General features: G+C 71.4%; 8 protein-coding genes. 4 read left to right on the top strand and 4 right to left on the bottom strand.

Annotation, left to right across the window (positions count from 1 at the left end; all coding sequences use genetic code 11):
* Positions 1-24 precede the first annotated feature (24 nt).
* Positions 25-1,407, top strand: coding sequence for a cysteine desulfurase/sulfurtransferase TusA family protein (locus tag K1J60_RS32890; RefSeq protein WP_220649380.1), 1,383 nt, complete (start codon positions 25-27; stop codon positions 1,405-1,407).
* Positions 1,408-1,528: 121 nt separating this feature from the next.
* Here K1J60_RS32890 and K1J60_RS32885 read toward each other — a convergent pair whose 3' ends face one another.
* Entirely contained in the window at positions 1,529-2,503 is a 975-nt protein-coding gene (locus K1J60_RS32885; RefSeq protein ID WP_033528186.1) for a carbohydrate kinase family protein, read from the bottom strand.
* Positions 2,504-2,637: 134 nt separating this feature from the next.
* Between K1J60_RS32885 and K1J60_RS32880 the strand changes: the two genes are divergently transcribed.
* The gene (locus K1J60_RS32880; RefSeq protein ID WP_033528187.1) at positions 2,638-2,847 is read left to right on the top strand and encodes a hypothetical protein; all 210 of its coding nucleotides are present in this window, start codon (positions 2,638-2,640) and stop codon (positions 2,845-2,847) included.
* Between the two features lie 84 nt (positions 2,848-2,931).
* Positions 2,932-4,746 carry a cell envelope integrity protein TolA gene (locus K1J60_RS32875; RefSeq protein ID WP_220649379.1) on the top strand — a complete coding sequence of 605 codons (1,815 nt, stop codon included), beginning with the start codon at positions 2,932-2,934 and terminating at the stop codon, positions 4,744-4,746.
* A gap of 121 nt (positions 4,747-4,867) precedes the next feature.
* On the opposite strand, the gene K1J60_RS32870 is transcribed toward K1J60_RS32875, so the two are convergent.
* Positions 4,868-5,224: a HesB/IscA family protein gene (locus tag K1J60_RS32870; protein WP_059080740.1), complete on the bottom strand. Its 357-nt coding sequence runs from the start codon at positions 5,222-5,224 to the stop codon at positions 4,868-4,870.
* A gap of 314 nt (positions 5,225-5,538) precedes the next feature.
* Here K1J60_RS32870 and nadA point away from each other — a divergent pair, with 314 nt between their 5' ends.
* Positions 5,539-6,723 carry a quinolinate synthase NadA gene (gene nadA, locus K1J60_RS32865; RefSeq protein WP_220649378.1) on the top strand — a complete coding sequence of 395 codons (1,185 nt, stop codon included), beginning with the start codon at positions 5,539-5,541 and terminating at the stop codon, positions 6,721-6,723.
* A 39-nt stretch (positions 6,724-6,762) separates the two neighbouring features.
* Here the strand turns inward: nadA and K1J60_RS32860 are convergent, their stop codons facing one another.
* Both K1J60_RS32860 and K1J60_RS32855 read right to left on the bottom strand, forming a co-directional pair.
* Entirely contained in the window at positions 6,763-9,015 is a 2,253-nt protein-coding gene (locus tag K1J60_RS32860; protein ID WP_220649377.1) for a protein kinase domain-containing protein, read from the bottom strand.
* Between the two features lie 121 nt (positions 9,016-9,136).
* Complete coding sequence (locus tag K1J60_RS32855) at positions 9,137-12,271, bottom strand: efflux RND transporter permease subunit (protein ID WP_220649376.1); 3,135 nt, start codon at positions 12,269-12,271, stop codon at positions 9,137-9,139.
* Between the last annotated feature and the right edge of the window lie 57 nt (positions 12,272-12,328).

Genomic DNA, 12,328 nt, shown 5'->3' with positions numbered 1-12,328 from the left:
GGCCCGAGGCTTTAGCGTTGACCTGTGGCCTACTTCGACTCCGCTTCCTCCGCTCCTCTCCATCCCGTCGCCCGGCAGGCGTTGCTGGCTTCGCTGGACGAGGGGTGGGCGGATCCCGCGCGGTTGTACCGGGAGGGGCGGCGGGCCCGGCTGTTGCTCGACGCGGCCCGGGAGGCCGCCGCCGAGGCCGTGGGGTGCCGGGTGGACGAACTGGTCTTCACGTCGTCCGGGACGCGGGCCGTGCATTCCGGGGTCGCGGGCGTGCTGGCCGGGCGGCGGCGGACGGGACGTCACCTGATCGTGTCGGCGGTCGAACACTCTTCGGTGTTGCACGCGGCGGAGGTGCACGAGTCCGTGGGCGGAACGGTCACCCAAGTGGCGGTGGACCGTGCCGGAGCCGTCACCGCCTCCGCCTACGCCGAGGCCCTGCGGCCGGACACCGCGCTCGCCTGTCTCCAGTCCGCCAACCACGAGGTGGGGACCGAGCAGCCGGTGGCCGAGGTGGCGGCGGCCTGCCGGGAGGCCGGGGTGCCGCTGCTGGTGGACGCGGCACAGTCGCTCGGCTGGGGGCGGGTGAACGGGGACTGGTCGGTGTTGACCGGCAGTGCCCACAAATGGGGCGGACCGTCCGGAGTCGGGCTGCTCGTCGTCCGCAAGGGTGTGCGGTTCGCGGCACAAGGGCCCACCGACGAGCGGGAGTCGGGGCGGGCCGCCGGCTTCGAGAACATCCCGGCGATCGTGGCGGCCGCCGCCTCACTGCGGGCCGTACGGGCGGAGGCCGACGAGGAGGCCGTACGGCTGCGGGAGTTGACGGAGCGGATCCGGGCGCGGGTGCCGTCGCTGGTGCCGGACGTGGAGGTGGTGGGCGACCCGGAGCGCCGGCTGCCCGGCGTGGTCACCTTCTCCTGTCTCTATGTCGATGGGGAGACACTGCTGCACGAGCTGGACCGCGAGGGCTTCTCCGTCTCCTCCGGGTCCTCCTGTACGAGCAGCACGCTGACGCCGAGCCATGTGCTGCGGGCCATGGGGGTGCTGAGCGAGGGGAACGTGCGGGTCTCGCTGCCGACGGGTGCGGCGGCCGAGGATGTCGAGCGGTTCCTGTCCGTGCTGCCGGGGGCCGTCGCGGCGGTGCGCGAGAAGCTCGGGGCGCCGGCGGCCACCACCGTGGCGGCCGTGCGGGAGGACACCCTCGTCGTGGACGCGCTCGGCAAGCGGTGCCCGATCCCCGTCATCGAGCTGGCCAAGGTGATCGGGGACGTCCCGGTCGGCGGCACGGTCCGTGTCCTGTCGGACGACGAGGCGGCCCGCCTGGACATCCCGGCGTGGTGCGAGATGCGGGGCCAGGAGTACGTGGGCGAGGAGCCGGTGGAGCGGGGTTCGGCGTACGTGGTGCGCAGGGTGAGCTGATGTTCCCCGCGCACCGGGAAACCCGGGGCGCGGGAAACTGCGCGAACAAGCGCGAATAAGCGCATCGAACCGGCGGCCGACGACGAGCGGCCTCGGCGACCCGGTGGTCGCGGCGGCGACCTCAGCCGAGGTGAGCCTGAACCTCTTCGGCGGCGTCCTGCCCGTACGCCTTGGTGAAGCGCTCCATGAAGTGCCCACGCCGCAGCTGGTACTCCTGCGTGCCGACCGTCTCGATGACCAGCGTCGCGAGCATGCAGCCGACCTGCGCGGCCCGCTCCAGCGAGACGCCCCACGCGAGCCCGGACAGGAACCCGGCCCGGAAGGCGTCGCCGACGCCGGTGGGGTCGGCCTTGCGCTCCTCCTCGGCGCAGCCGACCTCGATCGGGTCGTGCCCGGCCCGCTCGACCCGGACACCGCGCGCGCCGAGCGTGGTCACCCGGTGGCCCACCTTCGCGAGGATCTCCTCGTCCGACCAGCCGGTCTTGGACTCGATGAGGCCCTTCTCGTACTCGTTGGAGAACAGGTACGTGGCGCCGTCCAGCAGTATCCGGATCTCCTCCCCTCCCATACGGGCGATCTGCTGGGAGAAGTCCGCGGCGAACGGGATGGCCCGCGAGCGGCACTCCTCCGTGTGGCGGAGCATCGCCTCCGGGTCGTCCGCGCCGATGAGGACGAGGTCGAGGCCGCCGACCCGGTCGGCGACGGTCTTCAGCTCGATGAGGCGGGCCTCGCTCATCGCGCCGGTGTAGAAGGAGCCGATCTGGTTGTGGTCGGCGTCCGTGGTGCACACGAAGCGGGCCGTGTGCAGCGTCTCGGAGATGCGCACGGAGGAGGTGTCCACCCCGTGCCGGTCGAGCCACGCGCGGTACTCGTCGAAGTCGGCACCCGCCGCGCCGACCAGGATCGGCCGCGTGCCGAGCTGCCCCATGCCGAACGCGATGTTCGCGCCGACACCGCCTCGGCGTACGTCGAGCTGGTCGACGAGGAAGGAGAGGGAGACCGTGTGCAGTTGGTCCGCGACGAGTTGGTCGGCGAAGCGGCCCGGGAAGGTCATCAGATGGTCGGTGGCGATGGAGCCGGAGACTGCGATACGCACGGCGAGGACACACTCCTGCGAAGGGAGGGGGATTGACAGTTCACGCTACCGGGTCGTACGCGTGCGCTGAAGCAGGCGAAACTACCCGATAGTAGGTCTTTCTTCGTGGGGTTTCCGGTGCGTACGGTGCCGTTATGACAAACCCCAAGATCCACGGCACCGTCCCGTTCGACCCGGACGGCGGCCTCGCGGCCCTGCGTGGCGACTGCGCCCGGATGGTTCCGCACTGGGCGGCCCCCGCGAAGGTCATTACGGCTCCGGTGTCCCCTTCGCTCATTCACGGGGTGACGGTGCCGGCGACGTCCGCGCGCCTGGTGGACGCGATGCCGGAGTACGGCGACTGAGGGAACCGTCGGCTCCTCCGCCGCGTCCCATCGCTGTCCCCCGTATAGGGGAGGCGGTGTACGACTTGCCGAAGGAGCGATGCGGTGAACCCCGAGCGACCCGACAACCCCGAGAACCCGGACGAGGGCCCCGAGCCCGACGCCACCGCGGAACTCGGGGCTGCCGGGGACGACGCCCCTGAGGCCGACGCGACCGGGAAGGCCGACGCGACCGGGAAGGCCGAGGGGACAGAGACGGCCGCGCGGGCGGAGAGCGCCGAGAAGACCGTGCAGGCCGAGAAGGCCGAGAAGGCCGATGCTCCTGCCGAGCAGGCTCCGGCTTCCGATCCGGCTCCGGCGTCCACTTCCGTTACCGATCCGGCTCCGGCTCCGGCCCCAGCTGCGGCTCCGGAGAGTGACCGGGCCGAGCCCGAGCCCCTACGACGTCCGCGGCGTCCCCGTTCGCGGCTGGTCGTGGCGTCGGTGGCCGCCGCCGTGTTGCTGGTCGGGGGTGGCGGGGCGCTTCTCGCCTCGACCTCGTCCGGTGGGCCCGGCGGCAGCAGTGGCGGCTCCGGCTCGCCCGGCGGTGACGGCACTCCCCCGCCGCTCGCGCTCGACGGGTACACCGGCGGTGGTTCGAACGGCATCGCACCCGGTGAGCCCGACCCCAACGGGGTCACCTACCGCGCTGACGGCGACCTGCCCGACGGCCCCGACTCCGCCGCGGTCCACCTGGTCAAGGGCGAGGTGACGGCCGCGGAGGTCGCGCGGCTGGCGAAGGCACTCGGAGTGGAGGGCGAACCGACCACCGAGGGTGAGGCCTGGCGGGTGGGGGCGGCCGGAGACGGTTCGGGGCCGGTGCTGCGGGTGAACCGGCAGGCACCGGGGACCTGGACGTTCAACCTGTACACACCGGGCACCGACAACTGCCGGAAGGTCGACGTCTGCACGTCGGGCACCGCCGAGGGCGGGGACCCGGTGAGCGAGGCGGTCGCCAGGAAGGCGGCGGCACCCGTCCTGAAGGCCGTCGGCCAGGACGACGCCAAGCTCGACACCGGTCAGCTCATGGGCGCCGTACGCGTGGTGAACGCCGATCCCGAGGTGGGTGGACTGCCCACGTACGGCTGGTCGACCGGTGTCCAGGTCGGCGCCGACGGCCAGGTGGTCGGCGGCAGCGGCAACCTGAAGTCGCCGGTGAAGAGCGACACGTACCCCGTCGTCGACGCGGCGCGGGCGCTGGAGCTGATGAACGGCTCGGGCCAGGGTGTCGGCACCGAGCGGGGCGGCATCGGCGGCTGCACCGGTCCCGTACCGCTGGCGGGCGAGAACGGCGCGGCCGGGGAGGGCGGGACGGTCGTGGCGGACGAGACGCCGTGCGAGCGGATGACCGCGCTGCCGAAGCCGGAGGCGGTCACCGTCGAGGACGCGGTGTTCGGCCTCGCGTCGCATCAGGTGGACGGTCACCCGGCGCTGGTGCCGTCGTGGCTCTTCGAGGTGCGGCCGACGGGAGCCCAGGACAGCTACACGGTGACGCATCCGGCGGTGGATCCGGCGTACCTGGCCGCCCCCGAGCCCCGCTCGGAGCCGACCGAGCGGCCCGGCGAGCCGGGTGACACACCGCCGACCGGATCGTCCTCGCACGAGGTGAAGGTGCAGGGCTACACGGTCGACGGGGACAAGCTGACCGTGTCCTTCTGGGGCGGCGTGTGCAGCGACTACTCGGCCTCGGTGAGCGAGGAGTCGGGCGAGGTGAGGGTCACCGTGACCGACACCCCGTGGGAGGGCAAGGTCTGCATCATGATCGCCAAGGTGGTGGAGCGTACGGTCACGCTGGACGAGCCGCTGGGCGACCGGAAGGTGGTCGGGTCGGACGGCGAGACGATCCCGGAGGGCGGCATCGCGGAGCTGCAGCCCCGGTAGGCATCCCGGCGGCGGGCGGGACGAGGACGCACGACGGTACGACGAAGGCGGCGACCCCCTCGGAGGGGGTCGCCGCCTTCTCGTACCTCTGGCGCGCGTGGCGCCACCGCGCGGGCGGGGCTCAGCTGAAGGAGTCGCCGCAGGCGCAGGAACCCGTCGCATTCGGGTTGTCGATGGTGAAGCCCTGCTTCTCGATGGTGTCGACGAAGTCGATCGTGGCGCCGCCCAGGTACGGGGCGCTCATGCGGTCGGTGACGACCTTCACACCGTCGAAGTCCTTCTCCACGTCGCCGTCGAGCGAGCGCTCGTCGAAGAAGAGCTGGTAGCGCAGGCCGGAGCAGCCGCCGGGCTGAACGGCGACACGCAGGGCCAGGTCGTCACGGCCTTCCTGGTCGAGCAGGGCCTTGACCTTGGCCGCGGCGGCGTCGGTCACGATGATGCCGTCGGTGACGGTGCCGGTCTCGTCCGATACGGACATCTACATCTCTCCCGGGTTGTACGGAGACTGCTTGCCGACGATTGCAACCGCCGGGGCGCCGGATTCATTCCGGGCCGCGCGGATTCGTTCGCGTCTCTCTTCATGCTCGCACATGGCCGGTGCGGTGGGCACCGAGCGGCTCAAGGCTGTGGACAACTCCACGCCGGGATTCATGTCACATCGACGCTATGGGCATCGTCAAAGTGACGTGAAGCGGTTATGATAGATAACGTCAATTCGACGAAAAGGATAGCCCGAATGTCCCGCCGACCCTCCCCCGGGCGGCGAGCCGCAGAACAGAAAGGGTGCGTGTCGTGACCACCGCCCAGACCCAGGAGCTCGACGTACAGCCGACGCCCCTCGCCCTGCTGCTGCTCGGCCGCGAGGCCGACCCGAGGAGCGAGCGCGGTGTCGAGTGCCCGGGTGACCTCCCCTCCCCGTCCGACCCCGATCTCGTGGAGCGCGCCCGCGCGGCCAAGGAGAAGCTCGGAAACAAGGTCTTCGTGCTCGGCCACCACTACCAGCGCGACGAGGTCATCCAGTTCGCGGACGTCACGGGCGACTCCTTCAAGCTGGCCCGCGACGCGGCGGCCCGCCCCGAGGCGGAGTACATCGTGTTCTGCGGTGTGCACTTCATGGCCGAGTCGGCGGACATCCTCACCGGCGACGACCAGAAGGTCGTCCTGCCGGACCTGGCCGCCGGGTGCTCCATGGCCGACATGGCCACCGCCGAGCAGGTCGCCGAGTGCTGGGACGTGCTGACCGAGGCCGGCATAGCCGAGCAGGTCGTGCCCGTCTCGTACATGAACTCCTCCGCCGACATCAAGGCCTTCACCGGCAAGCACGGCGGCACGATCTGCACCTCGTCGAACGCGAAGCGGGCCCTGGACTGGGCCTTCGAGCAGGGCGAGAAGGTCCTGTTCCTGCCGGACCAGCACCTCGGACGCAACACCGCCGTGCGGGACATGGGCATGTCGCTCGACGACTGCGTCGTCTACAACCCGCACAAGCCGGGCGGCGGCCTGACCGTCGAGCAGCTGCGTGCGGCGAAGATGATCCTGTGGCGGGGCCACTGCTCGGTGCACGGGCGCTTCAGCCTGCAGTCCGTGAACGACGTACGGGAGCGGATCCCGGGCGTCAACGTGCTGGTCCACCCCGAGTGCAAGCACGAGGTCGTGGCGGCGGCGGACTACGTCGGGTCGACCGAGTACATCATCAAGGCGCTGGAGGCCGCGCCCGCCGGTTCCAAGTGGGCGATCGGCACCGAGCTGAACCTCGTGCGGCGGCTGGCGAACCGTTTCGCGCCCGAGGGCAAGGAGATCGTGTTCCTCGACCGCACGGTCTGCTTCTGCTCGACCATGAACCGCATCGACCTGCCCCACCTGGTGTGGACCCTGGAGTCCCTCGCCGAGGGCACCCTCGTCAACCGCATCGAGGTGGACAAGGAGACGGAGGCGTTCGCGAAGCTGGCGCTGGAACGGATGCTGGCGCTGCCGTAACCCTCCTCCGGCACCTCTTCGTGGGCCTCGGCCCCGCGCTCACCCCGACACGGGCTCCCGGTGGGGGTGAGCGGGGTCGAGGGAGAAGAGGGTGCCGTCGGGGACGGCCACGGCCAGCGTTCCCGTGTGGGGCAGCACCCGGGGCTCGCCCTGGACGGACCAGGTCGGCGTGGCGCGGGGCAGGGTCTCCCACAGCAGGGTGCCCTTGAGCCTGTCGAGCGCCGCGACCCTGCCGGTGTCGCTTGCCAGGTAGAGGGTTCCCGTGGACGCGTCGTACCCGGGCTCGCCCGGCCGTTCCAGACTGGTCCTGGTCCGCCACAGCGGCTCGCCCGTGTGCGGTGACACGCCGGTCACCTGGCCGCTGGACCGGGTGAACACCAGCACGCCGCCCACCAGTGCCGCCCGGCCCCGCCCGTCCTCGCCAGTTCTCGTGTTCACCCGGGTCCCGGTCTCCAGGTCCAGGAGCAGGATCGTGTCGTACGTCGGGTCGTCGCCGCGGGTCGCGTCGGTGTACTCGGTGCCGTCCACGACCAGGACCAGGTCGCCCTGCTTGACGCCGAGGAGGATGCTGTCCAGCGGCACCTCCACGGTCCTGGCCGAGCCGTCGGCGCGGTCCACGACCAGGACCCGGGATTCCGAGTTCACCGCCTTCGCGTCCCGGGTCACCGGCCGGCAGTGCGCGTACGTGCCCGCTCCGGCCGTGGTGAACGAACAGAGGTGACCGGCGGGCATCGGCAGGGACCAGCGCTCGGCGCCCGTGCGCGGCGAACGGGCCGTGACCGTCACGCCGTCGGGTTCGGGGGTGAGGACGAGGTCGCCGGCCAGGGCCGAGGAGACATGGGTGGGGTCCACCTGACGGGTCCACAGTCGCTCACCGGTCTCGGCGTCGAGGGCGACGACATGGACCGGGTCCACCACGGGTTGGTCGCTGGAGACGGACTGCTGCACGAGGACGGCGCCGTCCCGGACACCGAGGACCGAGGCGTGGTACAGCCCCCGCTCGGTGGTGGCCGGTGCGACGGCCGCGCGCCAGACGGTCCTTCCGGTACGGCCGTCGACGCGGACCGGGAGGGCTCCCGCGCCACCGCAGTAGACGTCGCCCCCGTGCACCTGGCAGGAGGGAGCGCCGCCGTCGTTGCCGTCCCCCGCGGACAGCGGTCGGCGTGCGCCTGCCGCGGCCTTCGCGAACACCGTCGTCTGCCAGGGTTTCCAGGCGCTGGGCGGTGCCGTCCAGCGGGAGGTCGCGGTCGGCGCGGGGGCCGCCGTGTCGGTCGTGTCCGCGCCTCCCGGCCCCAGCAGATAGGCGGTCAGCCCGAGGACCAACGCGCCGACGGTGCCAGTGGCGGCGAGCAGAGGGCCAAGACGGCGTCGGCGGGCGGGGAGCGGGTCCGGCTCCGGGCCCGTCCCGGTCCCGAGGTGAAGCTCCGTGACGGCGGCAGCGTCCTCCTCGCGCCGGGTCACCACCGGCAGGGCTCCCGGCTCCGGCTCCGGCAGAGCCGCCTCGAACTCCCGCGCCAGTTCGTCGAGTCCGGGCCGGTCGGCGGCCTCCTTGGCCAGACAGCGGGCCAGTACGGTGCTCAGCCGCGGGTCCACACCGTCCAGCACGGGTTCGTCGTGGATCACCCGGTAGGCCGTCAGATAGGGGCTGTCCGCGTCGAAGGGACCTCGCCCGGTGACGGCGTACACCAGCAGCGTCCCCAGCGAGAACACGTCCGAGGCGGGGCCGGCCGTACGGGCGTCGGTGAGCTGTTCCGGGGACATGAACGGCGGGGTGCCGATCATCTGGCCGGTCTCGGTCAGGGAGAGGTTCTCCGCCGCGCGCGAGATGCCGAAGTCGATGACCCGGGGGCCGTCGTCCGCCATCAGCACGTTGGCCGGCTTCAGATCCCGGTGCACCACACCGGCCCGGTGGATCTCCCGCAGCGCCTCCACGAGCCCCAGGGCCAGGGGGCGCAGTTCGGTGTCGTGGAGCGGGCCCCGGTCGCGGATGCGCTGGGCGAGCGAGCGGCCGGGCACGTACTGGGTCGCCATCCAGGGGCGCTCCGCCTCCGGGTCGGCGTCCACGACCGCCGCGGTGAAGGCGCCGCTGACCTTGCGGACGGCCTCGATCTCCTGGCGGAACCGGCTGCGGAAGACGGCGTCCTGCGCGTACTGGGCGTGCACCACCTTCACGGCGACCTCACGGCCGGAGCGGGATCTCGCCCGGTAGACGACGCCCATGCCGCCGTTGCCGAGCCGGTCGACCACCTTGTACCCGCCGACCGATCTCGGGTCGTCGCTGCGCAGCGGCACGCCCAGGTCCCTCCCCCCGACAAGCAGTTCGAGGCACAGGATACGTAAGGGCGACGCACGGTCGGCCGGGTCGCGGACCCTCATGGTTCCGCGACCCGGCCGACCTGGACCTTCGGGGGTGTCAGACCCCGGCGGGCTCCGGCTTCTCCGCCTCCGAGCCGGACTCCGGCTTCGTCGGCTCGGACGCGGTGCCCGCCCGCTTCAGGGCCTTCTTCTTGGCCCGGCGCTCCTTGCGGATCTCGATCATCGTGTAGAGGGTCGGGACCAGGAGGAGCGTCAGCAGTGTCGACGTGATCAGGCCGCCGATGACGACCACGGCCAGCGGCTGGGCGATGAAGCCGCCCTCACCGGTGATGCCGAGGGCCATGGGCAGCAGCGCGAAGATCGTCGCCAGCGCCGTCATCAGGATGGGACGCAGGCGGTGGCGGCCGCCCTTGATGACCGCCTCGACCGTGCCGTAGCCCTGGCGGCGGTACTGGTTGATCAGGTCGATCAGCACGATCGCGTTGGTCACCACGATGCCGATCAGCATCAGCATGCCGATCATCGCGGGGACACCCATGGGCGTGCCGGTGACGATCAGCAGGCCGATCGCGCCGGTGGCCGCGAACGGGATCGAGACCAGCAGGATCAGCGGCTGGATCAGCGACCGGAAGGTGGCCACGAGCAGCATGAAGACGATCGCGATGGCCGCGAGCATCGCGAGGCCGAGGGAGGCGAAGGCCTCGTCCTGGTCCTCGGAGACGCCGCCGATGTCGGCGGTGGCGCCCTCGGGCAGCTTGATCGCGTCCAGCTTGGCGGTGAGGTCGGTGCTGACCGCGCCGGTGTTGTCGCCCTTCGGCTTCGCCGTGATCGTCGCGGCCCGCTGGCCGTCGATCCGGGTCATGGAGACCGGGCCGTCCACGAGCTCGACGTCCGCGATGTCGCCCAGCTTCACCGCGCCCAGCGGCAGGTCCCGCAGCTCCTCGATGGTCTCGGCGGGCTTCGCCGACTTGATGACGACGTCCCGCTCGGTGTCGTCGAGGATCGCCCGGCCGCTGGTCGTACCGCGGACGGCCTGGGCGACGGCCGCGCCGAGGGTCTGGTCGTCGAAGCCGGCCGCGGCCGCCTTGTCGGTGGCCTTCACCGAGATGCGGGGCACGCTCTGCGCGAGGTCGCTGGTGACGTCGGTGACGTTGTCCATGGTCGACACGGCGTCACGGACCTGCTCGGCGGCCTTGCGCAGGACGTCGCCGTCCGCGGCCTTGACGACCACGCTGAGGTCCTGGCTGCCGAAGGCGTCGCCGACCGCGACGGTCGTCGTACCGATCCCGGAGAGCCCGGCGAGGCCCTTCTCGATCGTGTCCTGGACACCGGCGGCGTCGGCCGAGTCGTCCAGCATGACGCTGTACGAGGCCTGGTTGGTGTCGGTGCCACCGCCGAAGGCGGCCATGAACCCGGAGGAGCCGACGGTGACCTGGTAGTCCTTGACCCCCTCGGTGTCGGCGAGCAGCTTCTCGACCTTCCTGGTCTGCTCGTCGGTCGCCGCGAGGCTGGTGCCGGGCTTCAACTCCTGCTTGAGGCTGAGGACTTCCTGGTCACCGGGGTCGAAGAAGTTCGTCTTCAGCAGCGGGGCCATGCCGAACGTGCCGATCAGGACGGCGGCCGCGATGGCGATGCTGGTCAGCCTGCGGCGGGTGGCGAAGCGCAGGACGGGGACGTAGAAGCGCTGGAGACGGCTCTTCGCCTCCTTCTCCTCGGCCTTGCGGCGCGCCTCGTCGGCGTCCTCGGGCGTGCCCTTCGGGGCGCGCAGGAACCAGTACGACAGCACCGGGACCACGGTCAGCGAGACCAGGAGGGAGGCCAGCAGGGCGGCCGTCACGGTCAGCGAGAAGCTGCCGAACAGCTCGCCGACCATGCCGCCGGTGAGGCCGATCGGGAGGAAGACGGCGACCGTCGTCAGGGTGGAGGAGGTGACCGCGCCGGCGACCTCGCGGACCGCCTTGAGGATGGCCTCCTCGCGCTCCTCGCCGTAGCCGAGGTGGCGCTTGATGTTCTCCAGCACCACGATCGAGTCGTCGACGACCCGGCCGATGGCGATGGTCAGCGCGCCGAGGGTGAGCATGTTGAGGGAGAGGTCGCGGGTCCACAGCACGATCAGCGCCAGGACCACCGACAGCGGGATGGACACCGCGGTGACCAGCGTCGAGCGGATCGACGCCAGGAAGACCAGGATGACCAGGACCGCGAAGACCAGACCGAGGGCGCCCTCGGTGGTCAGTCCGTCGATGGACTTGGAGACCGCCGGGCCCTGGTCGCTGACCACGGTGACGGTGGCGCCGGAGCCGAGGTCCCGGCGCATGTCCGCCAGCTTCTCCTCGACGGCCTCGGAGATGGCGACCGCGCTGCCGTTCCGGTCCATGGTGACCATAACCGCGAGGCTCGGCTCACCGTTCGTGCGGGTGAGGGAGTCGGCCTTGGCCTGCTCCTCCTTGACGGCGGCGACGTCGGCGAGGCGTACGGGCTTCTTGGCGCCCTCGCCGCGCACCATCAGGTTCTCGATCTGCTCCAGCGAGGTGTAGCCGCCGCCGACCTGGACGGTGCGGTTGGCGCCGTCCTCGTCGAAGGAGCCCGCGGGGACGGTGACGCCGCCGGCCTGGAGCGCCTGGGAGAGGGCCATCGTGTTCAGGCCCGCCTTCGCCAGCTTCGCGTCGTCGGGGGTGACGGTGACCTGGAGGTCCCGTACGCCGTCGACGGTGACCTGGCCGACGCCGTCGATGCCCTCAAGCGTGGGCACCACGGTCCGGTCGAGCCGGTCGGCGAGGGCCTGCTGGTCCTGGCCCGCGGAGACGGCGAGGACGACGGTCGGCATGTCGTCCGTCGAGCCCGCGATGACCTGCGGGTCCACGTCGTCCGGCAGCTGCGCCCGGACCCGGTTGACGGCCTGTTGGACGTCGGCGACGAGCTGGTCGGTGCCGGGGCCGTAGTCGAAGGACGCCATGATCAGGGCGTTGCCCTCGCTGGCGGTGGAGGTGACGCCCGTGATGCCGTCGACGGCTTCGAGGCTGTCCTCGATGGGTTCGACGACCTGCTTCTCGACCACGTCCGGGGACGCACCCTGGTAGGGCGCGAGCACGGACACCATGGGCAGTTCGATGGTGGGCAGCAGCTGCTGCTTGAGCTGGGGTATCGCGATCGCCCCGAAGACGAGCGCGATGATCGACATCAGACCGACGAGGGCCCGTTGTGCGAGGCTGAACCGAGACAGCCAGGACATGGGTCAGGGTCTCTCTTCTGTGGCGTGAGCGGGTGACGAACGCCCATGCCACATGCG

It is taken from the genome of Streptomyces akebiae (genome assembly GCF_019599145.1).
Taxonomy (GTDB): Bacteria; Actinomycetota; Actinomycetes; order Streptomycetales; family Streptomycetaceae; genus Streptomyces; species Streptomyces akebiae.
Note: the sequence above shows the minus strand (reverse complement) of the source record. Positions and strands in the feature narration are given on the sequence as shown.

Excerpts from the sequence above, each read along its gene's own strand:
- K1J60_RS32855 (WP_220649376.1), bottom strand. The coding sequence starts at position 12,271 with ATGTCCTGGCTGTCTCGGTTCAGCCTCGCACAACGGGCCCTCGTCGGT.
- K1J60_RS32880 (WP_033528187.1), top strand. The coding sequence starts at position 2,638 with ATGACAAACCCCAAGATCCACGGCACCGTCCCGTTCGACCCGGACGGC.
- K1J60_RS32870 (WP_059080740.1), bottom strand. The coding sequence starts at position 5,224 with ATGTCCGTATCGGACGAGACCGGCACCGTCACCGACGGCATCATCGTG.